Annotated in this window: 24 protein-coding genes; 13 read left to right on the top strand and 11 right to left on the bottom strand. The window is 54.6% G+C overall.

Annotated elements, in window-relative coordinates; genetic code table 11:
• The first annotated feature begins 5 nt into the window (after positions 1-5).
• Positions 6-257: a hypothetical protein gene (locus ACF2G4_RS18095; RefSeq protein ID WP_409075257.1), complete on the top strand. Its 252-nt coding sequence runs from the start codon at positions 6-8 to the stop codon at positions 255-257.
• A 29-nt stretch (positions 258-286) separates the two neighbouring features.
• Here ACF2G4_RS18095 and erpA read toward each other — a convergent pair whose 3' ends face one another.
• Positions 287-634, bottom strand: a complete 348-nt coding sequence (erpA, locus tag ACF2G4_RS18090) for an iron-sulfur cluster insertion protein ErpA (RefSeq protein WP_215847580.1) — start codon at positions 632-634, stop codon at positions 287-289.
• 204 nt (positions 635-838) lie between these two features.
• Here erpA and hemL point away from each other — a divergent pair, with 204 nt between their 5' ends.
• Positions 839-2,119, top strand: coding sequence for a glutamate-1-semialdehyde 2,1-aminomutase (gene hemL / locus ACF2G4_RS18085; protein ID WP_409075256.1), 1,281 nt, complete (start codon positions 839-841; stop codon positions 2,117-2,119).
• A 74-nt stretch (positions 2,120-2,193) separates the two neighbouring features.
• On the opposite strand, the gene fhuB is transcribed toward hemL, so the two are convergent.
• The 6 genes from fhuB to hrpB form a co-directional block, all read right to left on the bottom strand.
• On the bottom strand, positions 2,194-4,173 hold the full coding sequence (gene fhuB, locus ACF2G4_RS18080) for a Fe(3+)-hydroxamate ABC transporter permease FhuB (RefSeq protein WP_409075255.1): 1,980 nt from the start codon (positions 4,171-4,173) through the stop codon (positions 2,194-2,196).
• Positions 4,173-5,051 (bottom strand): Fe(3+)-hydroxamate ABC transporter substrate-binding protein FhuD, encoded by an 879-nt coding sequence (gene fhuD / locus ACF2G4_RS18075; protein ID WP_243078558.1) that lies wholly within the window; start codon positions 5,049-5,051, stop codon positions 4,173-4,175. The genes fhuB and fhuD overlap by 1 nt, the downstream gene beginning before the upstream one ends.
• 10 nt (positions 5,052-5,061) lie before the next feature.
• Entirely contained in the window at positions 5,062-5,856 is a 795-nt protein-coding gene (fhuC, locus tag ACF2G4_RS18070) for a Fe3+-hydroxamate ABC transporter ATP-binding protein FhuC (protein WP_215847583.1), read from the bottom strand.
• 40 nt (positions 5,857-5,896) lie between these two features.
• Entirely contained in the window at positions 5,897-8,113 is a 2,217-nt protein-coding gene (gene fhuA, locus ACF2G4_RS18065) for a ferrichrome porin FhuA (protein ID WP_409075254.1), read from the bottom strand.
• A gap of 201 nt (positions 8,114-8,314) precedes the next feature.
• Complete coding sequence (gene mrcB / locus ACF2G4_RS18060; RefSeq protein ID WP_409075253.1) at positions 8,315-10,840, bottom strand: bifunctional glycosyl transferase/transpeptidase; 2,526 nt, start codon at positions 10,838-10,840, stop codon at positions 8,315-8,317.
• 98 nt (positions 10,841-10,938) lie between these two features.
• Positions 10,939-13,422 carry an ATP-dependent helicase HrpB gene (hrpB, locus tag ACF2G4_RS18055; protein WP_409075252.1) on the bottom strand — a complete coding sequence of 828 codons (2,484 nt, stop codon included), beginning with the start codon at positions 13,420-13,422 and terminating at the stop codon, positions 10,939-10,941.
• A 36-nt stretch (positions 13,423-13,458) separates the two neighbouring features.
• On the opposite strand from hrpB, the gene thpR reads away from it, so the two are divergent.
• The 9 genes from thpR to panD all read left to right on the top strand — a co-directional run bounded on the left by thpR (position 13,459) and on the right by panD (position 20,524).
• Positions 13,459-13,986 (top strand): RNA 2',3'-cyclic phosphodiesterase, encoded by a 528-nt coding sequence (thpR, locus tag ACF2G4_RS18050; protein ID WP_215847585.1) that lies wholly within the window; start codon positions 13,459-13,461, stop codon positions 13,984-13,986.
• Positions 13,987-13,997: 11 nt separating this feature from the next.
• A complete protein-coding gene (gene sfsA, locus ACF2G4_RS18045) occupies positions 13,998-14,702 on the top strand; it encodes a DNA/RNA nuclease SfsA (RefSeq protein ID WP_409075251.1) in 705 nt (234 codons plus the stop codon).
• 247 nt (positions 14,703-14,949) lie between these two features.
• Positions 14,950-15,405 (top strand): RNA polymerase-binding protein DksA, encoded by a 456-nt coding sequence (dksA, locus tag ACF2G4_RS18040; RefSeq protein ID WP_008925615.1) that lies wholly within the window; start codon positions 14,950-14,952, stop codon positions 15,403-15,405.
• 73 nt (positions 15,406-15,478) lie between these two features.
• Positions 15,479-16,408 carry a tRNA glutamyl-Q(34) synthetase GluQRS gene (gene gluQRS / locus ACF2G4_RS18035; RefSeq protein ID WP_409075989.1) on the top strand — a complete coding sequence of 310 codons (930 nt, stop codon included), beginning with the start codon at positions 15,479-15,481 and terminating at the stop codon, positions 16,406-16,408.
• Between the two features lie 40 nt (positions 16,409-16,448).
• Entirely contained in the window at positions 16,449-17,861 is a 1,413-nt protein-coding gene (pcnB, locus tag ACF2G4_RS18030) for a polynucleotide adenylyltransferase PcnB (RefSeq protein WP_215848335.1), read from the top strand.
• Entirely contained in the window at positions 17,858-18,343 is a 486-nt protein-coding gene (folK, locus tag ACF2G4_RS18025) for a 2-amino-4-hydroxy-6-hydroxymethyldihydropteridine diphosphokinase (RefSeq protein WP_243078563.1), read from the top strand. The genes pcnB and folK overlap by 4 nt, the downstream gene beginning before the upstream one ends.
• Before the next feature lie 85 nt (positions 18,344-18,428).
• Positions 18,429-19,223 (top strand): 3-methyl-2-oxobutanoate hydroxymethyltransferase, encoded by a 795-nt coding sequence (panB, locus tag ACF2G4_RS18020; RefSeq protein ID WP_215847587.1) that lies wholly within the window; start codon positions 18,429-18,431, stop codon positions 19,221-19,223.
• A gap of 15 nt (positions 19,224-19,238) precedes the next feature.
• Positions 19,239-20,093 (top strand): pantoate--beta-alanine ligase, encoded by an 855-nt coding sequence (panC, locus tag ACF2G4_RS18015; RefSeq protein ID WP_215847588.1) that lies wholly within the window; start codon positions 19,239-19,241, stop codon positions 20,091-20,093.
• A gap of 50 nt (positions 20,094-20,143) precedes the next feature.
• Complete coding sequence (gene panD / locus ACF2G4_RS18010) at positions 20,144-20,524, top strand: aspartate 1-decarboxylase (RefSeq protein ID WP_215847589.1); 381 nt, start codon at positions 20,144-20,146, stop codon at positions 20,522-20,524.
• Between the two features lie 70 nt (positions 20,525-20,594).
• Here panD and ACF2G4_RS18005 read toward each other — a convergent pair whose 3' ends face one another.
• Together ACF2G4_RS18005 and ACF2G4_RS18000 are read right to left on the bottom strand one after the other, a co-directional pair.
• Positions 20,595-21,365, bottom strand: coding sequence for an ABC transporter permease (locus ACF2G4_RS18005; protein WP_215847590.1), 771 nt, complete (start codon positions 21,363-21,365; stop codon positions 20,595-20,597).
• Positions 21,362-22,288, bottom strand: coding sequence for an ABC transporter ATP-binding protein (locus tag ACF2G4_RS18000; RefSeq protein WP_409075250.1), 927 nt, complete (start codon positions 22,286-22,288; stop codon positions 21,362-21,364). Before ACF2G4_RS18000 ends, ACF2G4_RS18005 begins: the two co-directional genes overlap by 4 nt.
• 107 nt (positions 22,289-22,395) lie before the next feature.
• On the opposite strand from ACF2G4_RS18000, the gene can reads away from it, so the two are divergent.
• Positions 22,396-23,058 carry a carbonate dehydratase gene (gene can / locus ACF2G4_RS17995; RefSeq protein ID WP_215847591.1) on the top strand — a complete coding sequence of 221 codons (663 nt, stop codon included), beginning with the start codon at positions 22,396-22,398 and terminating at the stop codon, positions 23,056-23,058.
• Positions 23,059-23,251: 193 nt separating this feature from the next.
• Here the strand turns inward: can and hpt are convergent, their stop codons facing one another.
• Positions 23,252-23,788, bottom strand: a complete 537-nt coding sequence (hpt, locus tag ACF2G4_RS17990; RefSeq protein ID WP_215847592.1) for a hypoxanthine phosphoribosyltransferase — start codon at positions 23,786-23,788, stop codon at positions 23,252-23,254.
• 164 nt (positions 23,789-23,952) lie between these two features.
• Between hpt and ACF2G4_RS17985 the strand changes: the two genes are divergently transcribed.
• Positions 23,953-25,236, top strand: coding sequence for a cystathionine gamma-synthase family protein (locus tag ACF2G4_RS17985; protein WP_409075249.1), 1,284 nt, complete (start codon positions 23,953-23,955; stop codon positions 25,234-25,236).
• A 2-nt stretch (positions 25,237-25,238) separates the two neighbouring features.
• Here ACF2G4_RS17985 and cueO read toward each other — a convergent pair whose 3' ends face one another.
• Positions 25,239-26,828: a multicopper oxidase CueO gene (gene cueO / locus ACF2G4_RS17980; RefSeq protein ID WP_409075248.1), complete on the bottom strand. Its 1,590-nt coding sequence runs from the start codon at positions 26,826-26,828 to the stop codon at positions 25,239-25,241.
• Positions 26,829-26,861 lie beyond the last annotated feature (33 nt).

Raw genomic sequence — 26,861 nt, 5'->3', positions numbered from 1 at the left:
TAAACATGACCAGAACAGTGCTTCTGGCCATAGCGCTGTTGATGGCTGGCTCCGCGTCTGCAGGGTCAATCACCGGCTCTATTGGCGTTAAACTGATCATTTTCTCTCGCTGTGAAATCAACAGCGCCACGAGCCAAAGCCCGCCCCAGGTTGATTGCGGACGTCACTTCAGCGCGCAGCCGCGCATTATGCAAAGCGTGCTGAAACGAGATGCAAAGCAGAGAGAAACCGATCGGTTAGTAACAATAGAGTGGTGAGCGAGGCCGCTGAACAGCGGCCTGCAAAATCAGATACTAAATGAAGAACCACAGCCGCAGGTGGTTTTAGCGTTCGGGTTAGTCACGATAAAGCGCGAACCTTCCAGCCCTTCGGTGTAATCCACCGATCCGCCCACCAGATATTGCAGACTCATCGGATCAACCACCAGTGACACGCCTTGCTTCTCAATCGTCATGTCACCATCATTCATTTTGTCATCGAAAGTAAAACCATACTGAAATCCGCTGCAACCGCCGCCAGTGATATAGACACGCAGTTTCAGTTCTGGATTCTCTTCATCAGCAATCAGGTTCTTCACTTTATTGGCTGCTGCTTCGGTAAATTGCAACGGCAGTGCTGCTACTTCATCACTCATGTTTGACTCCAGTAAACGCCCAGGTCAGAAAACGACCTTAATACCGCTATTATCTGCCAGCACACCAGCGCAATCAAGTTTTGAGCTTCGCACTCTGTGCCGCCTTAACTAAGGTTAGACATATTGCAGGGTTTTCCACCCTTTCGCCTGCCGCGCCTCTTACGTAGAATGGCGCGATATTTTATTGAACTGCTGGAGCCGAAAATGAGTAAGTCCGAAAACCTGTTCGCCCAGGCGCAACGCCTGATTCCCGGCGGCGTAAATTCGCCGGTACGTGCGTTTACTGGTGTGGGCGGCGTACCGCTGTTCATTGAGCATGCTGACGGCGCCTATTTGTATGATGCCGATGGCAAAGCCTATATCGATTATGTCGGTTCATGGGGCCCGATGGTGCTGGGCCATAATAATGCTGAAATTCGCAATGCCGTGATTGAAGCTGCCCAGCGCGGTTTAAGCTTTGGTGCGCCTACCGAAATGGAAGTGACCATGGCGCAACTGGTCTGCGACCTGGTGCCAAGCATGGAAATGGTGCGCATGGTGAACTCCGGCACTGAAGCCACCATGAGCGCGATTCGTCTGGCGCGTGGTTTCACCGGCCGCGATAAGCTCATTAAGTTTGAAGGCTGCTATCACGGCCATGCCGATCACCTGCTGGTTAAGGCGGGTTCTGGCGCATTAACGCTGGGCCAGCCTAACTCACCGGGCGTGCCTGCTGATTTCGCCAAACACACGCTGACCTGCACCTATAACGATCTCGATTCTGTACGTGCGGCGTTTAAACTTTATCCGCAAGAGATCGCCTGTATCATCGTTGAACCGGTTGCGGGCAACATGAACTGCATTCCGCCACAGCCAGGTTTCCTGTCGGGTTTGCGTGCATTGTGTGATGAGTTTGGTGCGCTACTGATCATTGATGAAGTGATGACGGGCTTCCGCGTCGCACTTGGCGGCGCGCAGGCGCATTACAATGTCGTGCCCGATCTGACCTGCCTCGGCAAAATTATCGGTGGCGGCATGCCTGTCGGCGCATTTGGTGGCCGTCGCGACGTGATGGCAGCGCTAGCACCAACCGGCCCGGTTTATCAAGCAGGTACGCTCTCCGGTAACCCGATTGCGATGGCAGCGGGCTACGCCTGTTTAAGCCAAATCGCCCAGCCGGGTACGCATCAGAAGCTGACCGCACTCACCACGCAGCTGGCGGAAGGCCTGCTTGAAGCGGCGCAGCAGGAAAACATTCCGATGGTCGTGAATTACGTAGGCGGTATGTTTGGCCTGTTCTTCACTGATGCCGCAACGGTAACGTGCTATGCCGATGTCACACAGTGTGACGTTGAACGCTTCAAAAAATTTTTCCACCTGATGTTGGAAGAGGGCGTTTATCTGGCACCATCAGCGTTTGAAGCGGGCTTCATGTCGCTGGCGCACAGCGCTGAAGATATCCAGCGCACTATTGACGCGGCACGTCGCTGTTTCGCTAAGCTGTAATAAAAAAAGACCGGTGAAAGCCGGTCTTTTTTGTTCTGAATAACCCACCCTGAATCGGGTTGATGTTATGTAGTTTAACGCGACCGCCGCAATAACCAGATGAAGTACGGCGCACCCAAAAACGTTGCCATTAAGCCCGCCGGTATTTGATCCGGAAACGCTAACATCCTGCCGCACCAGTCAGCAAATACCATCAACCCTGCCCCTAACAATCCAGACAGCAACAACTGCGGCAACGCCCGACGAAAGCCCAACATGCGTGCGATATGTGGTGCCATCAAACCGATAAAGCTCAGCGGTCCGATGGTTAATGTCGCGGCAGCCGTCAACGCAGCAGCCAGCAGCAGCAGACTCAGGCGCGATGGCGTCAGCGCCATTCCCGCCGAGCGCGCCGTGGCGCTACCCAGCGGCAGCAGCGTCAACCAACGGCTGGCCAGCGGTGCCATCGACACCAGCACCAGTGCGCAAACGGCACTCTGGATCGCCTGCTTGCCGCTGATATTGTAGGTTGAGCCAGAAATCCAGCTGAGTAATCCGCCCATGCGCGGATCGCCACTTGCCAGCAAAAGCATCAGCAGCGTCACAAAAGCGCTGTTAAGCGCCATTCCCGCCAGCAGCATACGCTCCGGCGAGAAACCGCCTCGGCTGGCGACCAGCATGATGATCAGCAAAGTGACGCCAGCACCCAGCACGCCCGCCGGCAGCAGGTACGCCAGTGCATCACCCGGTACGAAAAACAGCATGATCACCACGCCAAAAGCCGCACCTGAACTGATGCCCAAGACTTCCGGGCTCGCCATCGGATTACCGGTCAGACGCTGAATCAAACTGCCGGCAACGCCTAGCATCAAACCCACCACCAGCGCAGCCAGCAAGCGCGGTGCACGCCACGGCATGAGCTGTTGTAACATCTCGCCGCTGGACCAAGTCCAGCCATGCGCATCGCGGCCAAATGCCAGGCCAAAGCATGTCAACAGCGCCAGCATGCCCAAAGCGACAAGACACCAACGCCCCACCGCTTGACGCTCAGCAGGCACGTTATCGCCAAGATTCATTGCAGGCGGCATCGAGCCGGTGCGCAAACGCGGCAACAACCACAACAAAATTGGCACACCCAGCAGCGCAGTTGCGGTACCGGTTGAAACTTCGCGCCAATGCGTGGTGAGCCACAATACGCAAGCATCCGCCAGCCAGAGCAGTAACGCGCCGATAAGTGGCGCTAATAACATACGGCTGAGCAAACGGCGTCCGCCAAGCAACTTCGCCAGCAGCGGTGCAAACAGACCGATAAAGCCGATAATCCCGGCTGCGTTTACCAGTTGCGCACTCAGCAAAATCGCCAGCGCCAAACCGCCCAGCCGCGCCAGGGAAAGTGCGAGTCCCAGGTTTTTAGCGACACCATCATCTAGCCCCATCAAGGTTAATGGGCGCAGCAGCGCCAGCGCCACCGCAAATGCCAGCAGCAGACGCGGCCAGAGCTGACTCACATTCTCCCAACCCATTTGATTCAGCGATCCGGTGCTCCAAAGGAACATGTTCTGTAATTGATCGTGGTTAAAGATGGCAAAAATCTGGTTGACCGCGCCGCTGTACAGGCTCAGAACCAAACCTGCAAGGATCAGCGTGACCGGCGACAAACGTTTCCCCCACGCCACGCCAAACACAATCGCCCCCACCAGTAACGCGCCGCCCAGCGCCGCAAACTGCTGCGTCATCGCGCCGCCGGGTAATTGCCACAGCGTCGCTACCGTAATCCCTAGCTGCGCCCCCGACGAGACGCCTAATGTCGTGGGTTCTGCCAGCGGATTGCGCAACACTTGCTGAAACAGCAAACCGGCTAAACCCAAGCCTGCACCAACCAGCAACGCTAAAATCAGGCGCGACAGCAAACTGTGATGAAACACCATTTGCTGAATATTATTCACATCCGGCGCCCACAGCGCCTGTGACCACTGCGCCAACGGCAACGCGTGCTGCAAATTAACCAGCGTTAATCCAAGCGCCAGCAAAAACAGCACACCCAACAACGCAACGGGGAAAAGACGATGGCGCATCAATGCGTCTCCAGCGCGCGTTCCAACACGCGAACAAAATGCAGCGCCGACAACGTCGCGCCGTAATACCACACCGCAGGAACGCGCTGAAAGCGGCCCGCGCGAATAAAGGGCAAAGATTGCCACAGCGGACTGCGCATCACCTGCTGCATGTCCGCCTCGTTGTCATGATCGAAGCAGATCACCTCAACATCCCTTAGCGAAGCCAGACGCTCAATGCCCACCACCGCGCTGCCCCAAAAATTGGTTTCGCCCTGCCAGGCATTTTCCAGGCCCAGCATGTTCATCACCTCAAGAAACAGGCTGTTTTTACCGAACGTGATGGCGTGGCGACTATCGAGCAGTGACATCAAAAGAATGGGCCGCCCGCGATAAGCAGCAAGGCGCTGACGCGCCGCTGCAAGCTGATTATCCACCCACGCGAGATGCTGATCGGCTTGCGCTTCGCGACCGAGACGCTTGCCTAATTCTTGTAGCGACAGGCGCGCAGTCGTAAACGGTTTACCGTCGCCGCTGTTGAGGTCAAACCCCATAATCGGTGCAATGCGCGTGAGCTTCTCTTTTGGTGGACCATAACCGTTGGAACATAGAATCAGTGACGGCCGCATCTGCGTCATCAATTCAAGATTGGGTTCGGTACGCAATCCCACATCCACGACGCGGGCAGGTAGCGGCGGATCCCCCACCCAAATGTTGTAGTTGTGCATATCTGCCACGCCGAGCGGTGTTACGCCCAGCGCCAGCAGTAACTCCGTCGGCAACCACTCCAGCGCAATAATGCGTTGCAGATCCACGGGTGCGGCACGCAGCGGAAAACTGTGAAGTAACGGCGACAACGCCATTGCCATCATCAAACGACGGCGCAGCAGATCGGGCATTATCCCATCCTTAGTAAACAAAACTGACCGGCGCGCCGCCCTGCGGATGAGGCAAAATGCCCATGGGAATACCGTAAATGGCTGCCAGCACGTCGGCCTGCATAATGGTTTCCGGGCCGCCTTCGGCAATCATTGACCCGCCGCGTAGCGCCACCAGATGATCGCAATAACGCGCCGCCATGTTGATGTCATGCAATACCGCGATCACGGTTAAACCGCGTTCACGGCTGAGACGTTGAATCAGCGCGAGTACATCTACCTGATGCGCAATATCCAGCGCAGAGGTCGGTTCATCCAGCAGTAAACAGCGGCTGTTTTGCGCCACCAGCATCGCCAGCCATGCACGCTGCCGCTCACCGCCGGACAAGCTATCCACCAGCCGGCTGGCGAAGGGGTTTAGCCCAACCAGCGCAATCGCCTCATCGACACGATCGCGATCTTCCTGGCCGAAACGCCCCAGCGCGCCATGCCAAGGATAACGTCCAATCGCCACCAGTTCACGTACCGTCATTCCTTCTGCAGCAGGCAGTTGCTGTGGCAGATAAGCCACCTGACGCGCAAAAGCTTTGCTGCTCCAGTTCTCTATTGGCCGATTGTTAAGCAAAACCTGACCTTCGCTGGCAGCATGATGACGCCCCAACATTTTCAGCAAAGTGGATTTGCCCGATCCGTTATGACCAATCAATGCGGTGACTTTGCCAGGCGGAAAGGTCAGCGTGAGCGGATGGAGCAGCGTGCGGCCAGGCACGTGAAAGCTGACATTTTGCAGTGTAAAAGTGGTTTCTTCGGCGTGCTGATGCTGCATGAGAATCCCTGTAAAACGGGCGCCGCAGCGCCCGGTTAAATCAGAATCTGAAGGTCGCGGTGCCCACAATTTGACGTTCTGCGCCCCAGTAACACGCGTATTCGCGGTAACAGCTGGCGACATAATCACGGTCAAACAGATTATTGACGTTAACGCCTACCGTCGATCCAGGCAAACCGAAGCGACCTAAATCATACTTCAGCGCAGCATCAACCGTGGTGTAACCCGCAACGTCGAAGTTCTGGTTAACGTTGGTCGTGTCATTGGAACTGTACAAACCTTTGCTTTCACCGACGTAACGCACGCCAGCCCCCACGGTGATACCCGAAAGCGCTGTCTCATGGAAGGTGTAATCGCTCCACAATGACGCCATATGCTTCGGCACCTGAACCGGTGTTTTGCCTTTTAGCGTGGTGTCTTCGGTGTATTCCGCATCGGTGTAAGTGTACGACGCGGTCAGGTTGATGTTGGCATTCAGCGCCGCTTTGGCTTCCAGCTCAACGCCGCGTGAACGGATCTCACCGCTTTGAATGCTGGCAAAAGGATGGTTTACGCTATCGGGATCGGCGGTGAGGTTTTTGGTTTTGGTCAGCTGATACACCGCAGCAGTGATAACAACAGGGCGATCTTTCGGCACATACTTCACTCCCGCCTCATACTGTTTAGCGCGTGAAGGATCAAACGCCTCGCCACCCCACGTCGCACCCGCGTTAGGTATGAAAGATTCGCTGTAGCTGAAATAGGGTGCAATGCCGTTATCAAACACGTAGTTCAGGCCACCGCGCCAGGTAAACGCTTGATCGTTCTGGCGATCAACCGAGTCTGCTACACGATCGTAAACTGAATTCATGGCGTAATCGTAGCGACCACCGAGCGTCAATACCCAGCGATCCCATTCCAACTGATCTTGCGCATACAAACCGGTTTGACGTTGTTTATTGAGATGCTGATAAGGATCGGCAAATGGCGTCACGCTGTCATCACCATATTGAGGACTCACAGCATTCAACGGCGATGCCGTACCAAACTGCGCATCTATATCGTTGCGCGTACGCTGGAAATCCACGCCCAGCAATAATGTGTGGTCAACCTGACCAGTCGCAAATTTGGCCTGCGCCTGGTTATCCACCGCGAACTGGTTCAGCTTCTCATTTGAAGTGGCCGAACCCCGAATGATTTCCTGTGTAGTAGGATCAAAATTACTACCATAAATACTGCGATAATCGGTACGTAAATCCGCGTAGCGCAGGTTTTGGCGCACCGTCCACGTATCATTAAAGCTGTGTTCAAGGTTATAGCCGACCATTTTGGTGTTACGCGAAATCTTGTTGCTGTCTTCGCCTTCATCAAAGTTGGTAGGAAGTTTGTATTCGCTGCCGTCGGCACGAATGATAGGTACTACCGTGCCCTGACGCGGCAGCCAGCCGTAATAGCCGGTTTCAGGTTCGTTCTGGAAATAGGTCAGCAGATCGAAGCGGGTATTTTCATCAGGACGCCAGCTGAATGACGGCGCGAGGGTATAACGCTTCTCTTTGTTCATATCCTGCTGCGCATCCTGACTGCGAGCCTGGCCAGTCAGGCGATAACTGTAAACGCCATCATCGTCCAGCGATCCGCTGAAGTCGAAGCCCGTCGAAAACAGATTGTCGTTGCCCATCTGGAATTGCACTTCACGCAGTGTTTCCTGAGTTGGGCGCTTGCTGACCAGTGAAACCACGCCGCCTGGATTGCTTTTGCCATACAGCACCGAAACCGGGCCGCGCAGCAGTTCCGCACGTTCAAGAAAATAGGGATCGATGGCAAATTCAGAGTAGTTGTCGCCCTGTAGCTTCAGGCCATCAAGATATTGATTGGTGTTGGTTTCGCTGAAACCGCGAATCGACAGCGCATCGATCACATCGGAGCTGCCGCGGTTACCGGTTAATACGCCTGGCGTGTAGTTAAAGGCACCTTTCACGCTGGTAACGTTACGCATCTCCATCTCTTCACGCGTTACTACGGAAACCGACTGCGGATTTTTTTCGATGGGTGTATCGGTCTTGGTACCCGTGGCACTGCGTTTCGCGGCAACAGTTGGAGCGGGTCCCCATGCGTTTTCCTGCTCTACGCCGCCTCCGCCATCTGCTGAAACAACAATCGTCTCTTCGGCAAAGGCACCGGCGCTGAAACCACTGAGCGCAAGGGCAATCATCATGGTCAGAGGCTGACGAGAAAAAACACCGCTTTTGTAACAAGGAAAAGTCGTTCGCGCATTCATAAAGTTATCTCTAATGGATGAGTTTTGGGCAGGCGAATCGAAACGATAATGATTATTATAACGGTCGGATAATATGCGAAACGCAGCAATCACTGCAAGCAAAAAACCCAAGCGTGACGCCGTTTGCAGCGCGATTGACCGTTATTGATCAAGCACAAAAAAAGGGCGCATAAGCGCCCTTTTTACTCATTACTCTTTCAACTACTTGCCGAACATATCCTTTATCCAGCCCGCAACGCCATCGCTGTCTTTCTGCTCTTGCTGCTGCTGTTGCTGCTGCTGAACTTGTTGTTCCTGCTGCTGCTCTACCTGCTGCTGCTGTTCAACTTGCTGCTGCTGCTGCTGGCAAAGCGCGTTAGGATCCAGCGCCCACACCGGCAGCGAGCGCCAGGTGCTGCTGCCTGTGCCGCAAACAAAGTTGCCCGCAGAATCAACGTTCATCAATGACACATCTTCTGGCGGCGTCAGCTGAAGCGGCATCGGCGCCTGATTGTCGAGATAACGGCGATAAAGCTGCATCGCACCACTTGCACCATAAAGCTTGGTGGGTTGGTTGTTATCACGGCCTACCCAGGTAATCGCCACTTCTTTACCGTCGACACCGGCGAACCAGCTATCGATCAGGTCGTTAGTGGTACCGGTTTTACCCGCCAGATGCGCATTCGGGAAACGCGCGCCCAGCGCACGTGCAGTTCCGTGGCTCGCGACCTGCTGCATGGTGTAAAGCGTCAGGTAAGCCGCTTGCGCAGGCTCAACACGTTGCGCCTGTGGGAAGCTCTGATAGAGTACTGTGCCATCTTCTGCAATCACCGAACGCACCGCTGACAGGGGCGCACGGTTGCCGCCGCTGGCAATCGACTGGAAAGCTTGCGCGACTTCAATCGGCGTCAGGTTAAGGGCACCCAACAGCATTGAAGGAACCGGATGCAGCTGATCTTTCGGCACGCCCAGCTTGGTCCAGGTATCCATTACCGCATCCAGACCCAGCGTCATACCAAGGTTAACTGTCGGCACGTTCATGGAGTTGGTCAGCGCATCCACCAGCATCACTTTGCCGCTGAATCGACGATCGTCATTCATCGGTTTCCAGATCGAACCGTTTGGCTGTTTCAGCGCAATCGGTTCATCAGCAATCCAGCTGTTGAGACGATAGCTGTTCGGCTGGCTCAGTGCCGTTAAATAGGTCGCGGGTTTTGCCAGCGAACCGATAGAACGACGTGCCTGCAGCGCACGGTTATAACCGGCAAACTGCGGATCGGCACCGCCGACCATGGCACGCACTTCGCCACTGAAGCGATCAACCACCACCATCGCGGTTTCCAGATCCTTTAAGCCGCGCTGTTTTTTCAGGGTTGGGATACCGTCAAGTACCGCTTTTTCTGCTGCATCCTGCGATACCGGATCGAGCGTGGTAAAGATTTTCACGCCAGAGAGATCTTTGATTTTGTCGCCCAGCCGGGTCTGGAGTTCGTTACGCACCATCTGCATGAAAGCAGGCTGCGGCGTAATCACGCCACCTTTCGGCTGCACACCCAGCGGACGCGCCGACAGCATGTCGTAGAGTTCCTGATCGATCACTTTTTGCTGCTGCAACAAACGCAGCACTAAGTTACGACGTTCCAGCGCCAGTTTCGGGTTACGCCACGGATTATAGAGCGAAGCGCCTTTTACCATGCCGACCAGCATCGCCTGTTGGTCGAGGCTCAGCTCATCGACCGGACGACCAAAGTAATACAAGCTGGCCAGCGGGAAGCCGCGAATCTGATCGTTGCCAGCCTGGCCGAGGTAAACCTCGTTCAGATAGAGCTCAAGGATGCGATCTTTGCTGTAGCGCGCATCCATGATCACCGCCATGTAAGCTTCACGGGCTTTACGCCACAGCGAACGCTCATTGGTCAGGAACAGATTTTTTACCAACTGCTGAGTCAGCGTACTGCCGCCCTGCACCGCTTTACCGGCGGTAATGTTCGCCAGGAAAGCGCGACCAATCGAATAGGGGCTAATACCATCATGTTCATAGAAGTGGCGATCTTCAGTGGCGATCAAGGTATCGACCAGCAGATCCGGGAAACCTGCGCGTGGCACAAACAAGCGCTGCTCACCATTGGGTGATTGCAGCATGGTGATCAGACGCGGATCGAGACGGAAAAAGCCAAAGTCGCGACCGTTATCCAGGTTCTTGATCTCACTCAGCTCATCTTTGCTGAAGGTCATGCGCGCGTGGATCTGCCCTTCTTTACTGTCCGGGAAGTCAAACGGACGACGCAGCATATCGATGGTGTTGCCTTTGATCGAGAACTCGCCGGGACGGGTAATGCGCGATACTTCGCGATACTGCGTACCTTCCAGCAGCGCCACCATTTCGCTTTTGTTGTACGCCATGCCGGGTTCGAGGCTGACCATACGTCCGTACACCGTGGCAGGCAACTGCCATACTTTACCATCAATGCGGCTTCGGATTTCCGAGTCGAGATAGACGCCCCATGCCGCCATTACCACTACAAATACCAGGAAGAGTTTAATTAACCATCCCAACCAACGGCGTTTGCCGCGCGGCTTTCCGCTTTTACCTTTACGTGGCACGGGTGCCTTCTCCTCGTAATCATCGTCAAAATCATCCTGCGCGATATCGTCATCGATATCTCTGCGGCGACCCCGGTTCGCGCTGCGGCGCGGCGGCAGCTGCTTTCCTTTGCGCCCAATAGGTTCGCGATCGTTCCCAGACATTCGTTTCGTTCTCCAGGCATAGCCATCGGCAAGGCGGTTACTCTAACTGCTTTATCGCATTCCGCATGGCAGAACCCTCTGAATTCGATCCAGCGTTCTCAACCTTGCGGGGAATATTTTTTCGTGCGTCTTGTTGGCAAAGCGTTTGCTGGATCGTCAGGCCAGGGATGTTTGGGATAGCGCCCTTTCATCTCCTTTTGGACGTCCAGATACGCGCCACGCCAGAACGCAGCGAGGTCACGGGTGATCTGCAGCGGGCGCTGTGCGGGTGATAACAGCTCCAGCACCAGCGGCACGCGCCCTTCTGCGACGGCGGGATTGATGGCTTCGCCAAACATCTCCTGAATCCGCACCGCCAGCGCCGGAGGCTTATCCGCATGATAGCGAATAGGTAGACGACTTCCGGTCGGCACAGTGTAATGAGTTGGCAGCACAGTATCCAGCCGCTGACGTTGTGACCATGTGAGCAAATGTAATAGCGCGCTAACAAGATTGACCGACTGCAGGCTTTTTAGATCGCGTACCGCGCTCATCTGCGGCAACAGCCATTGCTCCAGTGAATCAAGCAACGCGGCATCGTCCATCGCGGGCCAGTTCTCTTCCGGCAGCCATTCAACCGCGCAGTGTAGACGCAGACGCAGCTGTTCAGCTTCCGGTGTCCAGCCGAGCACCGATAAACCTTTCTCGCTGATCCAGCGCAGCATCGCGGCATGCAGTACCTCTGGTTCAGGGCGCGCCAGCGGTTGCGTTTTGAGGATTAACGCCCCGATCTGCTCACGTCTGAAAGCGCGCAACGTGCCTTTTTCATCATCCCATTCCACTTCCATACGTTGCTCAATCAACGCGGGATGCTGGCGACACAACGCATCGATATCTACCGGCAACGCCAGCAACATGCGTGCATCCGGTGCGGCGCTGCCTTGTAACAACGCAGGCGCAATCAGCCATTCATTACGCGTTAATCCATCCTGCTCATCCAGTTTCGCGCCCAGGCCGTTAGCCAGCTGATAGCGACCACTTTGATCGCGACGTCGTGCCAGGCGATCGCCAAATCCCGCAGCCAGCAAGACGGCAAAGCGATCTTCATCCACGCGCCCACAGCTGACCTTAAGCCGCTTTTGCCACTGCTGAGCACGACGTTGCCAGTGCGGCTGGGGCCGATGCAGCGCATCCCGTAAATCGGCGCTGCCGCTGCGCGGGGGATCTTCCAGAATCGCCACCAGCAAAGCGGCGCTGGCAACCGCATCAGCATCCTCGCCAGCGGCGAGCAAGATAGCAGCTAAACGCGGATCGCTACCGAGCTGCGCCATACGGCGACCTTGCGCGTTAAGTTGACCCTTGTCGGCTAACGCGCCGAGCTGCGTTAACTGTTGCTGTGCAGCGCGCAGATGTTTTGCGGGCGGTAAATCGAGCCATTGCAGCTGCTCGGGTTGCGTACAGCCCCATTGCAGCAAATCCAGCCACAACGATGAGAGATCGCTGTGCAGAATTTCCGCTTCGCTTTGTGCTGCTGCCCGTGAAGCTTGCTCTTGAGGAATGAGATGCAAACAGATGCCGGGCGATAAACGTCCGGCGCGTCCGGCGCGTTGCGTCATTGAAGCCTGGCTAATGCGCTGGGTTTGCAGCCGCGTGACACCGCTGCGCGCATCAAACAACGCGCTGCGTTCCAGTGCGCTGTCGACCACCAAGCGAATACCTTCAATCGTCAGGCTGGTTTCAGCAATATTGGTGGCGAGCACCACTTTGCGTCGCCCTGCAGGTGCAGGAAGAATGGCGCGCCGCTGCGCCGCTAACGGCAATGCACCATATAAAGGCGCAAGATCAACATCCTTCGCCACACGTGATTCCAGCGCGTGCTTTACGCGTTCAATCTCTGCGACACCGGGTAAAAACAGCAGCAGCGAGCCGCTTTCTTCGCGCAACAGTTGCGCCACTTCACGCGCGACCGCCTCATCGAAGCGAACCGATTGATTGAGCGATGCGTAACGCCGCTCGACGGGGTAACTGCGCCCTTCTGAAATGATCAACGGCGCATCTGGCAGCATCGCCGCCAAACGGGCATTGTCGAGGGTTGCCGACATCAACAAAATCTTCAGGTCTTCGCGCAGACCTTGCTGCACGTCAAGCAACAGCGCGAGCGCGACATCAGCTTGCAGGCTGCGCTCATGAAACTCATCCAGGATCACTAACGAGACGCCATCCAGCATGGGATCTTGCTGCAACATCCGGGTGAGAATGCCTTCGGTCACGACCTCTAATCGGGTATTACCGCTAACGCAGGTTTCACCGCGCATGCGATAACCCACGGTTTCGCCCGGCTGCTGATTGAGCTGTTCCGCCAGCCGCTGCGCCACGTTGCGCGCCGCCAGACGACGCGGTTCCAGCATAATGATCCGGCCAGGCAGCGCCACATGTTCCAGTAATTGCAGCGGCAGCCAGGTCGATTTGCCTGCGCCGGTAGGCGCGGCCAGCAGGATTTGTGACGCCGTGTTAAGCGCCGCTAAAATGTCAGGCAGCACCGCGCTGACGGGTAAATCACTCACAGCAAACTCCGATTCCGCCTGTGCTAATATGGCGCGCATTGTAGCACCCATCCGTGAGGATTGCCGGAGACCGCCATGCCGACACAACGCTTATTCTTTGCTATCAGCCTGCCCGACGATCTTCAGCAACAGCTGGTGCGTTGGCGGGCAGAAAACTTTGCTGAAGAGGCTGGACGCCCGGTTGCTGCGGCCAATATGCATATTACGCTGGCATTTCTGGGCGAGGTTTCCAGCGAGACGTCGCAGCGCTTACAGACGCTGGCGTCACGCATTGTGCAGCCTGGTTTTGATGTCGATCTTGATGATGCCGGACACTGGCCACGTCCCGGCGTGGTATGGCTCGGTTGTCAGCGCCCGCCTCGCGGCTTGTTACAGCTCGCCAGCCTGCTGCGAGCCCAAGCTGCGCGTCACGGCTGTGTACAAAGTCCCCAGCCGTTTCATCCGCATGTGACCTTATTACGCCACGCTTACCAGCCGGTTGCGCTACCGCCGCGCGGCTTTCATTGGCGCTTTCGCGTGGCGCATTTTTCTCTTTATGCTTCGGAGTTTGCTAAAGGCCGCACGCGTTATCGCGCGCTGGCAAGCTGGCCGTTGCAGGCTTGATCAGGAATCCTATGCATTTTTCTCCACCGCTTAAATCCGCCCGTTTAGTTGCCCGTTACAAACGTTTTCTCGCCGATGTGGTGACACCCGAAGGCGAAACATTGACGATTCACTGCGCCAATACCGGTGCAATGACCGGCTGCGCTACACCGGGCGATACAGTGTGGTATTCCACGTCGGAGAGCCTGACGCGTAAATATCCCCACAGTTGGGAAATTACTGAGACGCAATCAGGCCACTGGATTTGCGTTAATACCTTGCGCGCCAATCAGTTAGTGCGTGAAGCGTTGGATCAGCAACGTATTCCAGAGTTATCCGCTTACGAACATTGCCAGGCTGAGGTGAAGTACGGCAGCGAAAAAAGCCGAATTGACTTCCTCCTCCAGGCGAAGGACAAGCGCAACTGCTATATTGAGGTGAAATCCGTGACCCTTTTACATCAAGGAAAAGGCTACTTCCCGGATGCGGTGACGACTCGAGGTCAAAAGCACCTGCGCGAGCTAAGCGCAGTTGCCGCTGAAGGTCATCGAGCTGTCTTGTTGTTCGCGGTTCTGCACTCGGGGATTGAGGACGTTTCCCCGGCCCGTCATATTGACGCGGCTTACGCAGAACAACTGGTCCAGGCGCAGAAGGATGGCGTTGAAGTTTTGGCGTATCAGGCAAACTTATCGGTGGCAGGTATGTTTCTTAAAAATCCTGTTGCAGTAAAGTTGTAATATCTTTAGCAATTATTTGTGCTAAGAATGTTCTGAGCATGACGCCAATTACGCTGCTCCTCACAGGCTTGTCAAGGTGCGTTCACGAATAATTGCTAACCTTGACTGCTTCTGTTATTTATAGCGGCCTGTTTTTTTCCCCGTTGGGGGATCGATGTACCCGAGAGATGTCAAGAAGCAGGCAGGCGGCAACGCACCTGTTGCAAGAAGTTGAAGGGTATAGTGCGTGTTATCCAGGAGAAACAACATGCAAGAAGGGCAAAACCGTAAAACATCGTCCCTGAGTATTCTCGCAATCGCTGGGGTTGAGCCTTATCAGGTAAAACCGGGCGAAGAGTATATGAATGATGCCCAGCTGACCCATTTTCGTAAGATTCTGGAAGCCTGGCGTAATCAACTGCGGGACGAAGTGGATCGCACCGTATCGCACATGCAGGATGAAGCTGCCAACTTCCCGGACCCGGTTGACCGTGCCGCGCAGGAAGAGGAATTCAGCCTGGAGCTGCGTAACCGCGATCGCGAACGTAAGCTGATTAAAAAGATCGAAAAAACGCTGAAGAAAGTTGAAGATGACGACTTTGGCTATTGCGATTCCTGTGGCGTAGAGATTGGCATTCGCCGTCTTGAAGCGCGTCCTACCGCCGATCTTTGCATCGACTGTAAGACATTAGCAGAAATCCGCGAGAAACAAATGGCTGGCTAATGCCGCAGCCACTTCGTTGCCGCGCATCAAGAGAACTGCAGGTTTTCTCGTTGCGCGGTAACCTCTAATGCACATGTCAATGTCATCTTGCACTGGGCGCTTCGCCCCATCCCCTTCCGGTGAACTTCACTTTGGCTCACTCATCGCTGCTTTAGGCAGTTACCTTAGCGCGCGCGCGCAAAATGGTCGCTGGCTGGTACGCATTGAGGATATTGATCCGCCGCGTGAAATCCCGGGCGCCGCCACGCATATTCTGCAGCAGCTTGAACAATACGGTTTGCATTGGGATGGTGAGGTGCTGTGGCAATCGCAACGGCATGAAGCTTATCGCGAAGCCCTCGACTGGCTACAACAGCATCGTCAAAGCTACTTTTGTACCTGCCCACGCAGTCGAATTCAGCAGTTGGGCGGCTTTTATGATGGTCATTGCCGCGATTTACAGCGGGGATCGGAAAATGCCGCATTGCGTCTGCGTCAGCATGCGCCAGTGAATGAATTTACCGATCGCCTACGCGGCACGTTGCAGGCCGATCCTCGTCTGGCGCAGGAAGACTTTATTATTCATCGTCGCGATGGGTTGTTCGCTTATAACCTGGCGGTGGTGGTTGACGATTATTTCCAGGGTGTGACCGAAATTGTTCGCGGTGCTGACTTGATTGAACCCACGGTAAGGCAGATCGCGCTTTATCAGCAATTTGGCTGGGCGGTGCCGCAATATCTGCATTTGCCGCTGGCGATCAATGCTGACGGCAATAAGCTTTCGAAGCAAAATCATGCGCCGCCGTTGCCTCAAGGTGATGCACGGCCGCTATTGGTTGAGGCGCTACGCTTTCTTGGTCAGCAGGTTGATGAGAACTGGCAGGACGAAACGCAGGAGAAACTGCTGTCTCGTGCGGTGTCACAGTGGAATATCGCTTTGATCCCGCAAGACAAGGCTCTGAAACCGGATGCCAGGACAACAGCATTCTCAAACGGTTCTCAACAGGCTATGATTAGCCGCTGATTTTACCCACACCCTTTTTACGTCACTGTCGAGGTGTCCCATTTTTACCCGAGTAGCTAATTTTTGCAGAAAAGTCCTTAAGCGTGATGACGAGGAGGCACCAGTAGAGGTTGAACCCGAGCGTCTTATGACCATTATTCCTCGTGAAAGCCATATCATCTCACGCAAAGACATCAGCGAAAATGCCCTCAAAGTGCTGTATCGCCTGAATAAAGCCGGTTACGAAGCCTATCTGGTAGGCGGCGGCGTGCGCGATTTGCTGTTAGGGCAAAAGCCGAAGGACTTCGACGTGACCACCAATGCCACGCCAGAGCAGATGCGTAAGCTGTTCCGCAACTGTCGGCTGGTGGGTCGCCGTTTCCGTTTGGCCCATGTGATGTTTGGCCCGGAAGTGATTGAGGTCGCGACTTTCCGTGGTCATCATCAGGCTGAAGAGGAAGTGGACGATCGCAACACGTCGCAGCGCGCTCAAAGCGGCATGCTGTTGCGCGATAACATCTTTGGCAATATTGAAGATGATGCGCAGCGTCGCGATCTCACCATCAATAGCCTTTATTACAGCGTGGCTGATTTCAGCGTGCGCGATTACGTCGGCGGTCTGCACGATTTGCAGGAAGGCATTATTCGACTGATTGGCGATCCGGAAACCCGCTATCGCGAAGATCCGGTGCGGATGCTGCGCGTGGCGCGTTTCGCCGCCAAATTGAACATGCGCATTGCACCAGAGACCGCTGAGCCGATTCCTCGCCTGGCCACGCTATTACGTGACATTCCGCCAGCGCGCCTGTTTGAAGAGTCGCTTAAGCTGCTGCAAGCCGGTTACGGTTACAGTACCTATCTCAAGCTGTGCGAATACCAGTTATTCCAGCCGCTGTTCCCGACGCTGTCACGCAACTTCACCGAAAACGGTGATAGCTTCATGGAACGCATGCTGGCGCAGGTGCTGAAAAATACCGATAACCGCATCCACAACGATATGCGCGTAAACCCGGCATTTTTGTTTGCTGCCATGTTCTGGTATCCCCAGTTGGAAACTGCCGAGCGCATTGCGCAGGAAAGTGGCCTGACCTACTTCGAAGCCTTTGCCATGGCGATGAACGATACGCTGGATGAAGCCTGCAAAGCGCTGGCGATTCCTAAACGTATTACTTCGCTGATTCGCGATATTTGGCAACTCCAGCTGCGTATGTCTCGCCGTCACGGTAAACGAGCGTGGAAGCTGATGGAGCATCCAAAATTCCGTGCAGCCTACGATTTGCTGGCGCTGCGTGCTGAAGTTGAGAATAACCCAGAGCTGTTGCGCCTGAGCCAGTGGTGGGGTGAATTCCAGGTCGCTGCACCGCCGCATCAGAAAACCATGCTGAATACTCTGGGTGATGATCCTTCACCGCGCGGTAAAGCGCGTCGTCGTCGTCCTCGTTCGGCTGCGCCACGGAATCAAAGCGCGTCATGACCCGCGTTTACCTTGCGTTAGGCAGTAATCTCGCCGATCCGCTGCATCAGGTTGATGCAGCGTTGGCAGCGCTGGATGCGCTGCCCGAAACGCAACGTATCGCCACCTCCGCGTTTTATCGCACCCCGCCTTACGGTCCAGCGGATCAGCCAGATTATCTTAACGCTGCCGTCGCGCTGGAAACCCAGCTGTCGCCAGAAAGCCTGCTCGACCACACTCAACGCATCGAGCTTGAGCATGGTCGCGTACGCAAAGCTGAGCGTTGGGGGCCGCGTACGCTGGACATTGACGTCATGCTGTTTGGCGAAGCGGAGATCAATACCGAACGCCTTATCGTGCCGCATTACGACATGCTGAATCGCGCCTTTATGCTGCTGCCGCTGCTTGAGATTGCGCCCGATGCTGCCCTGCCCGATGGGCGCGCACTCAAAACCTTTCTTCCTACACTTGATGCCAGCAATATTCGCCTCTGGCACGCCTGAACCGCACAATAGCACTTCTTTCATTCCGCTCCTTGACGCTATCCAGTAAACTTCGCCCATCAGAACTCCCTGAGTTGAGAAGGTTATGAAACCCACCACGATTTCCCATTTACGCCAGTGGAAAGCCAGCGGTAAAAAATTCGCAACGCTGACCGCTTACGATTTCAGTTTTGCTCGCCTGTTTGCTGATGAAGGTATTCAGGTGCTGCTGGTCGGTGATTCTCTTGGCATGACGGTTCAAGGTCACGACTCGACATTACCGGTTACGGTTAGCGATATTGCTTATCACACGGCGGCAGTACGTCGTGGTGCGCCGCAGTCGCTGCTGCTTTCTGACCTGCCCTTCATGAGTTACGCCACGCCTGAGCAAACCTTCGAGAATGCCGCGCAGCTGATGCGCGCCGGGGCCAACATGGTGAAAATTGAAGGTGGCGAGTGGCTGGCTGAGACCGTACGTATGCTCGCCGATCGTGCGGTGCCGGTATGTGGTCATCTCGGGTTAACGCCGCAGTCGGTGAATATTTTCGGTGGCTACAAAGTGCAAGGTCGTGATGAGGCAGGTGCTGAACGCGTGCTGGCTGATGCATTGGCACTGGAAGCAGCAGGTGCACAGTTACTGGTGCTTGAATGCGTGCCGGTCGCGCTGGCGAAGCGCATCACCGAAGCGTTGACCATTCCCGTGATTGGTATTGGTGCCGGTAACGCCACCGATGGTCAGATTTTAGTGATGCATGATGCCTTTGGCATTACCGGCGGGCACATTCCCAAATTTGCTAAAAATTTCCTGGCCGAGACCGGCGACATTCGCGCGGCGATTCGCCACTATATTGCCGAAGTGGAGTCTGGGGCTTACCCCGCCGCTGAACACAGTTTCCAGTAATTCAGGAGAATTTCAGTGCTGATCATTGAAACGCTGCCGTTGCTGCGCCGTGAAGTGCGCCGCTGGCGTCAGGAAGGCAAACGCATCGCATTGGTGCCGACCATGGGTAATCTTCACGACGGGCATTTAACGCTGGTTGATGAAGCGCGTAACCGCGGCGACATCGTTATCGTGTCGGTTTTTGTTAACCCGATGCAATTTGATCGTGCCGACGATTTAGCGCGCTATCCACGCACCTTGCAGGAAGATTGCGAAAAGCTGAACCGTCGCGGTGTAGATGTGGTGTTTGCGCCCTCTCCGGCCGAAGTCTATCCGCACGGCACTAAAAACCAGACCTTTGTTGAAGTGCCGGTACTTTCTTCACTGCTGGAAGGCGCCAGCCGTCCTGGTCATTTCCGTGGCGTTGCCACTATCGTGAGCAAGTTATTTAATCTGGTTCAGCCCGATATCGCCTGCTTTGGTGAGAAAGATTTCCAGCAGCTGGCGATCATCCGCAAAATGGTGGCGGACATGGGCTTTGATATCGACATCGTTGGCGTGCCTACCGTGCGTGCCAAAGATGGCCTGGCGCTGAGCTCGCGTAATGGCTATCTCAGCGATGACGAACGCAAGCTGGCACCGGCGTTAAGTCAGGTGATGAATGAGATCGCCACGCAGTTGGCCAATGGCGAACGGCACGTTGATGAGATGATTGAAGCCGCTAACCAATCATTGCTGGAAAAAGGCTTACGTCCAGACGGGCTGGCCATTTGTGATGCTGAGACGCTGCAACCCTTGACGGTCGACAGTCAGTGCGCGGTGGTATTAATGGCGGCGTGGCTCGGCAACGCGCGTTTAATCGATAACAAACAGGTCGATCTCACCCAGTAATTCGTTGTTGCTGGAGAGATTTTTTCCGCTGCATAAGAAAGGTTTTGGCTATGATTCGTACCGTTTTACAAGGTAAGTTACATCGGGTGAAAGTGACGCAAGCGGACCTGAATTATGAAGGTTCCTGCGCTATCGACCAGGATTTTCTTGATGCCTCAGGCATCCTGCAATACGAAGCGATTGATATCTACAACGTGACCAACGGTCAGCGCTTTTCAACCTACGCCATTGCGGCTGAACGCGGCTCAAAAATCATTTCCGTGAATGGTGCAGCGGCGCGTTGTGCCTGTGAAGGCGATATTCTGATTATCTGCTCGTATGTGCAGGTGGAAGAGGCTGAAGCGCGGACATGGCAGCCTAAAGTGGCCTATTTTGAAGGCGACAACCAGATGAAGCGCCTGGCGAAAGCGTTGCCCGTTCAGGTAGCCTGACGCTTTGTGCTATTCGCGCCAATAAAATAACGCAGCCTGAGCTGCGTTATTTATAGTGCTGATGCTGCGATTAGCTGCGTAAACCGCGGCCACGCTGAATCAGGCTATACACCAGGATATAAAACACCACAATAAAGCCGATCAGCACCGACAACGTGAAAATGATCGGCACATCGTTGATACCCAGAAAACCAAAGCGGAACCCGCTGATCATATAAACCACCGGGTTCAGTTTCGACACCATTTGCCAGAACGGTGGCAGCAGCGTCAGCGAATAGAACACGCCTCCCAGGTAGGTTAACGGTGTCAGTACAAAGGTTGGAATCAAGCTGATGTCATCAAAAGTACGCGCAAACACGGCATTCAGCAGGCCCGCCAGTGAGAACAAAATTGCTGTCAGTAACAAGGTTACTGCCACCATCGTCCAGGAATGCACGTGGAACGGCACAAAAAACAGAGAGATTGCTGTAACCAAAATACCGACGCACACGCCGCGCGCGACACCACCACCAACATATCCAGCGATGATAATGTGTGTGGGAACGGGCGCGACTAACAGCTCTTCAATGTTACGCTGGAACTTCGCGCTGAAGAAGGATGACGCCACGTTAGCGTAAGCATTGGTGATCACCGACATCATGATTAAGCCCGGCACAATAAACTGCATGTAGCTAAAACCATGCATATCGCCAATGCGTGAACCGATCAGATTACCGAAGATAATGAAATAGAGCGTCATGGTAATTACCGGCGGCACCAGCGTCTGAATCCAGATGCGGGCAAAGCGGTTAATTTCCTTGCTCCAGATGCTCTTTAACGCCACCCAGTACAAATGTGTCATGCTTTTGCTCCTGTTTTTCCCTGCACCAGGCCGACGAACAACTCTTCCAGTCGGTTGGCTTTGTTACGCATACTCAATACCTGAACGCCCTGCGCACTAAGCTGGCTGAATACGCTGTTTAATCCCTGTTCACGCATCACTTCCACTTCCAGCGTTGAGGTATCAACCAAGCGATACTGAAAACCTTCCAGTGCTGGCAGCGGGCTGCGCGGGGCTAAATCAAGAATGAAGGTTTCCGATTTCAGCTTGGAGAGCAAACCTTTCATGGAGGTGTTTTCCACCAGTTCACCGCTCTGGATAATGCCAATATTGCGGCACAGCATTTCGGCCTCTTCCAGATAGTGCGTGGTCAGGATAATGGTGGTGCCTTTCGCATTGAGATCTTTCAGAAACACCCACATTGAACGGCGCAGCTCAATATCTACGCCAGCGGTGGGTTCATCAAGAATCAGCAGTTTGGGTTCATGCATTAAGGCGCGAGCAATCATCAGGCGACGCTTCATACCACCGGAAAGCATACGCGCACGCTCGCTGCGTTTTTCCCAAAGATCGAGCTGCTTCAGGTATTTTTCAGCCCGCGTATTGGCTTCTCGACGTTCAACACCGTAATAACCCGCCTGATTCACGACAATCTGCATGACGGTTTCAAACGGGTTAAAGTTGAACTCCTGCGGCACCAATCCGAGCTGCCGTTTGGCATTTACCACATCTTTTTCCAGGTCGTAACCAAATACCCGCACGCTGCCTTCGGTCTTATTCACCAGCGAGCTAATAATACCGATAGTGGTGGATTTACCAGCGCCGTTTGGCCCCAGCAGCGCATAAAAGTCGCCCGCCTCAACGTTAAGATCGATCCCTTTCAGCGCCTGCATGCCGCCGGGATAGGTTTTAGTTAACCGGGAAAGTTCCAGTGCATAAGTCATTACGAATCCATACCCTGTTGTAGTGGCATTTTTATGCCGTTTGAAATTATTAAGCCTTCGCCTATAGTACGCCCACGCACAACGCGCAGTAACAGGTCGCTCACGCCATGACAGACATCGATACCCTGATCAGTAATAACCGCGAATGGTCCAAATTACTGGTCGAAGAAGATCCCGGCTTTTTTGAGCGGCTTGCCCAGGCACAAAAACCTCGCTTTTTGTGGATTGGCTGTTCAGACAGCCGCGTTCCCGCCGAGCGCCTCACCGGACTTGAACCGGGCGAACTTTTTGTTCATCGCAACGTGGCCAATCTGGTGGTTCACACCGATCTCAACTGCCTTTCCGTGGTGCAATACGCCATCGAAGTGCTGGAAGTTGAACACGTCATTGTTTGCGGCCATTATGGCTGCGGCGGTGTACAGGCGGCGATGGATAACCCGGAGCTGGGTTTGATCAACAACTGGCTGCTGCACATTCGCGATCTCTGGTACAAGCATAGCGTGTTGTTGGGGGAACTCCCGCCGGATAAGCGCCTCGATAAACTGTGCGAAATCAATGTGGTTGAGCAAGTTTATAACCTAGGACACTCTACCATCCTGCAATCCGCCTGGAAACGCGGGCAGAATGTTTCGCTGCACGGCTGGGTATACGGTATTCAGGACGGCTGCTTGCGTAACCTTGATGTCACCGCCAACAGCCGCGAAATCCTTGAGCAACGTTATCGCCACGGCATTGCCAATTTATTGGTCAATTCCGAAAGCCCGCAGTAATCCGTCTGGATATACCCTAAATCATTCTCGTTGCAGCCACACGGCAAGCGTATTTATCCCGATGAGCTGACTCAAGTCAGTGATTCGGATAAACACAGGTAGCCAACGCATCTGCAGCGTGAAGAATGATGGGTATCGCGGCGACAAGCCTACACTAAGCAGGCTGTCGTAGCCTTGGAAGAATGTGCGGTGCTTATGCTTCGAGCGGAACGACTTTACCGATATAAGGCAGATTACGGTAGCGCTGCGCATAGTCGATACCGAAGCCCACCACGAATTCATCGGGAATAGTAAAGCCGACATACTCTACTTTTACTTCAACTTCACGACGTTCCGGTTTATCCAGCAGAGTACAAATTGCCAGTGATTTCGGTTGGCGCAATGCCAGGATTTCACGCACTTTGCTCAGTGTATTACCGGAGTCGATGATGTCTTCCACGATCAGCACATCTTTACCACGAATATCTTCATCCAAATCTTTCAGGATCTTCACATCACGCGTGGTAGACATGCCGCTGCCGTAGCTTGATGCCGTCATAAAATCGACTTCATGCGAAACATCGATGGCACGGCACAGATCGGCCATAAACATAAAGGAGCCGCGTAGCAGCCCGACAAGTACCATGTCACTGCCGCTGTCGCGGTAATGCTCGGTAATCTCTTTGCCCAGTTCGGCGATGCGCTCGGCGATTGCCTGCTCAGGGATCATCACTTCAACAGTGTGTTTCATTGCGTTCAGCCCGGTTACGTCAGAAAGCCACGAAGTCTATCATAGTCGATACCGCCGCTGACGCCGTACGGCAAAGGCAAACGTTACCGTGGCGAAAAAGGATGCAGTAGCGTTAACTGTATGAATCGTACGCTGCTCGTTAACCCAGGTTAGCCGGAGATTTCATGACCTCTTCATCCAGTAAAAAGACCCACATAGGCGATCGTCCCCTTCATCCTGAAACGCAAATGCTGAATTACGGCTTTGATCCACGCCTCTCAGAAGGCGCGGTTAAACCGCCGGTTTTCCTCACCTCCACCTTTGTTTTTAACAGTGCTGAAGAAGGACGTGATTTTTTTGATTACGTCTCAGGACGCAAAGAACCACCAGAAGGGAAAACTGGCGGGTTGGTCTATTCGCGCTTCAACCATCCCAACAGCGAAATTGTTGAGGATCGGCTAGCGATTTATGAACACGCTGAAAGCTGTGCCCTGTTTGCATCGGGCATGGCGGCAATTTCAACCACGCTGCTGGCCTTCTCCCGTCCTGGCGAAGTCATTTTGCATTCGCAACCGCTCTATGGCGGCACCGAAACGCTGTTGAGTAAGACGCTGCATAATCTGGATATTCAGGCGGTGGGTTTCAGCGATGGCAATGATGAAAGCAAAGTGCGTGACGCTGCACAGCGCGCAATGGCGCAAGGTCGGGTGGCGATGATCCTGATTGAAACGCCCGCCAACCCGACCAACAGTTTGGTAAATATCGCCTTGATTGCGCGCATCGCCGACGAGATCGATCAGCAGCAAGGATCACGTCCGATCGTGGCTTGTGACAACACCCTGCTTGGCCCGCTGTTTCAGCAACCGCTGACGCTGGGCGCGGACGTGTCGCTCTATTCACTGACCAAATATGTGGGTGGGCATTCTGATTTAATTGCTGGCGCGGCGATGGGCAGTAAAGCGCTGATGACAAAAATCCGTGCCTTACGCAGCGCGATGGGTACGCAGCTCGATCCCCATTCCAGCTGGATGATTGGTCGCTCGCTGGAAACGCTGTCGCTGCGCATGGAAAAAGCCTGGCATAACGCCGAAGCGGTGGCTGCATTTTTACGCGACCATGCGAAGGTGGAAAAACTGCATTGGCTGCCCTATCTGGATGCAGAGAGCGCAGAAGGGAAAACCTACCGTGAGCAATGTCACGGCGCCGGCTCAACCTTTTCATTTGATATCGTTGGCGGCCAGCCAGCTGCGTTTCGTTTTCTTAATGCGCTAGCGCTGTTCAAACAGGCCGTCAGCCTTGGCGGTACCGAATCGCTGGCCAGCCATCCTGGCAGCACCACCCATTCGGGCGTGCCGGAAGCGGTGCGTCAGCGGATTGGCATTACTGACGCGACCGTGCGTTTGTCGATTGGCATCGAGAATGCGGATGACCTGATAGAAGACATTAAGCTGGCGCTTGATATCGCCTGAATTTAGGTCACGGTGAACCCCAGCATCATGCCGGTATCTTCATGCTCCAGCAGATGACAGTGCGCCATATAAGCCTGTTCGGCGGCGGCAACATAGTTGAAGCGCACCAGCACTTCGCTGCGCCAGCCGTCAACATTCACGATATCTTTCCAGCCCTGACGATGCGGGGCTGGCGGTTTGCCATTCTCCGATAAAATGCGGAACTGCGTACCGTGAATATGGAAGGGATGCAGCATGCTGTCGCCTTCCCCGGAGATCGTCCACTTCTCTACCGCGCCCAGCTCGACATTGAACATCGGCTTAGCCATATTAAACGCCTGACCATTGATTTTATTGCCGTTGTGGAAGTCATAGGCCGCTGCGGTTTTTTGCTGGCTTGGTGCGCCGTGATCCATTGAATGTTCGCCGTGCGCCATGCTGCTATCACCGCCGCCCATGTTCATCTCATGGTGGCCCTTGCCCATCGCTTTCTCGCCATAGCGCTGCATTAATGCCTGCATACCTTGCTGGTCAAGCTGCGGATCCATCATCAGTTGCAGCCAGCGCGTATTGAGCCCTTCGGTTTTTGGTATAACAGGCAACGTGGCTAACGTGTCGGGTAACGTGGCGCTGGCCATCACGCGCAGCGGTAAAATCTGCACCAGCGGCAAGGGCTGGTCGAACGGTGCCAACGTCATACCCATTTGCTCAACAGGTAATGTCACGATGTCAAAGGCGTTGCCGTCAGAAGTGTCAATCATCACCTCAAAACGTTCACCCGGCAACAAAGGCAGCGACGCAATTTTGACAGGTTCAGCCAGCAAACCGCCGTCACTGCCGATCACATACAGTGGACGTTTATCGCTGGCAGCTATGTGCAGCGAACGGGCGTTACACCCGTTGAGCAGGCGCAAACGCAGCCAGCCACGTGGCACGGCATGTTGCGGATACTGCACGCCGTTGGTCAGCATCATGTCGCCAAACCAGCCCACCGCGGCACGCATGATATCCAGTTGATAATCGATACGATCGCCCTGCTTTGTGAGCAGTTTGTCCTGAAAAATCAGCGGCACATCATCTGCGCCCCACTGCGTGGGCAGACGTAATTTGCCGGATTCATTATCTTCTAACAGCACCAATCCAGCCAAACCCTGCGCCACTTGATGACCGGTTTTGCCATGTAAATGTGGATGATACCAACAGGTTGCCGCCGGTTGATCGGGCGTAAATGTCACTTGCCGCGTCGTGCCCGGCGCAATGCTGGCGTGCGGTCCGCCGTCAACCGCGCCGGGGATTTCCAAACCATGCCAGTGCAGCGTCGTCGCTTCGTTGAGCCGGTTGTGAATATTTACCGTGACTGCCTTGCCACTTTGTAACACCAACGCCGGCCCGAGCAGATTGCCATTATAACCCCAGGTTGGAACGTCTTTGCCCTTCCACTGCGTGCTGCCTTGCCTGGCGGTGAGGTTGTATTGGCCTCTGCTATCCGGTTCCAGTAAGGAAGGAATCGGCAGCAGCGGGCGTTCAGCCGCCATTAGCGAGCGGCTCCAGAGCGGCAGCGCACCCGCCGCGCTCAGTGCAGCGGTGAGTTTGAGGAAATGGCGACGTTGCATGGTAATCATCCTTGTGACAAGAGAGGGCATAGC

The sequence above is a fragment of the Pantoea phytostimulans genome, assembly GCF_046118715.1.
Taxonomy (GTDB): Bacteria; Pseudomonadota; Gammaproteobacteria; order Enterobacterales; family Enterobacteriaceae; genus Pantoea; species Pantoea phytostimulans.
Note: the sequence above shows the minus strand (reverse complement) of the source record. Positions and strands in the feature narration are given on the sequence as shown.

What these genes read in the sequence shown, in the direction of transcription:
- fhuC (WP_215847583.1), bottom strand. Translation starts at nt 5,856, where the DNA reads ATGCAGCATCAGCACGCCGAAGAAACCACTTTTACACTGCAAAATGTC.
- ACF2G4_RS18000 (WP_409075250.1), bottom strand. Translation starts at nt 22,288, where the DNA reads ATGACTTATGCACTGGAACTTTCCCGGTTAACTAAAACCTATCCCGGC.
- panD (WP_215847589.1), top strand. Translation starts at nt 20,144, where the DNA reads ATGATTCGTACCGTTTTACAAGGTAAGTTACATCGGGTGAAAGTGACG.
- fhuA (WP_409075254.1), bottom strand. Translation starts at nt 8,113, where the DNA reads ATGAATGCGCGAACGACTTTTCCTTGTTACAAAAGCGGTGTTTTTTCT.
- thpR (WP_215847585.1), top strand. Translation starts at nt 13,459, where the DNA reads ATGCCGACACAACGCTTATTCTTTGCTATCAGCCTGCCCGACGATCTT.
- ACF2G4_RS17985 (WP_409075249.1), top strand. Translation starts at nt 23,953, where the DNA reads ATGACCTCTTCATCCAGTAAAAAGACCCACATAGGCGATCGTCCCCTT.
- hrpB (WP_409075252.1), bottom strand. Translation starts at nt 13,422, where the DNA reads ATGCGCGCCATATTAGCACAGGCGGAATCGGAGTTTGCTGTGAGTGAT.
- can (WP_215847591.1), top strand. Translation starts at nt 22,396, where the DNA reads ATGACAGACATCGATACCCTGATCAGTAATAACCGCGAATGGTCCAAA.
- hpt (WP_215847592.1), bottom strand. Translation starts at nt 23,788, where the DNA reads ATGAAACACACTGTTGAAGTGATGATCCCTGAGCAGGCAATCGCCGAG.
- folK (WP_243078563.1), top strand. Translation starts at nt 17,858, where the DNA reads ATGACCCGCGTTTACCTTGCGTTAGGCAGTAATCTCGCCGATCCGCTG.
- cueO (WP_409075248.1), bottom strand. Translation starts at nt 26,828, where the DNA reads ATGCAACGTCGCCATTTCCTCAAACTCACCGCTGCACTGAGCGCGGCG.
- fhuD (WP_243078558.1), bottom strand. Translation starts at nt 5,051, where the DNA reads ATGCCCGATCTGCTGCGCCGTCGTTTGATGATGGCAATGGCGTTGTCG.
- ACF2G4_RS18095 (WP_409075257.1), top strand. Translation starts at nt 6, where the DNA reads ATGACCAGAACAGTGCTTCTGGCCATAGCGCTGTTGATGGCTGGCTCC.
- hemL (WP_409075256.1), top strand. Translation starts at nt 839, where the DNA reads ATGAGTAAGTCCGAAAACCTGTTCGCCCAGGCGCAACGCCTGATTCCC.
- dksA (WP_008925615.1), top strand. Translation starts at nt 14,950, where the DNA reads ATGCAAGAAGGGCAAAACCGTAAAACATCGTCCCTGAGTATTCTCGCA.
- panB (WP_215847587.1), top strand. Translation starts at nt 18,429, where the DNA reads ATGAAACCCACCACGATTTCCCATTTACGCCAGTGGAAAGCCAGCGGT.
- fhuB (WP_409075255.1), bottom strand. Translation starts at nt 4,173, where the DNA reads ATGCGCCATCGTCTTTTCCCCGTTGCGTTGTTGGGTGTGCTGTTTTTG.
- gluQRS (WP_409075989.1), top strand. Translation starts at nt 15,479, where the DNA reads ATGTCAATGTCATCTTGCACTGGGCGCTTCGCCCCATCCCCTTCCGGT.
- mrcB (WP_409075253.1), bottom strand. Translation starts at nt 10,840, where the DNA reads ATGTCTGGGAACGATCGCGAACCTATTGGGCGCAAAGGAAAGCAGCTG.
- sfsA (WP_409075251.1), top strand. Translation starts at nt 13,998, where the DNA reads ATGCATTTTTCTCCACCGCTTAAATCCGCCCGTTTAGTTGCCCGTTAC.
- erpA (WP_215847580.1), bottom strand. Translation starts at nt 634, where the DNA reads ATGAGTGATGAAGTAGCAGCACTGCCGTTGCAATTTACCGAAGCAGCA.
- ACF2G4_RS18005 (WP_215847590.1), bottom strand. Translation starts at nt 21,365, where the DNA reads ATGACACATTTGTACTGGGTGGCGTTAAAGAGCATCTGGAGCAAGGAA.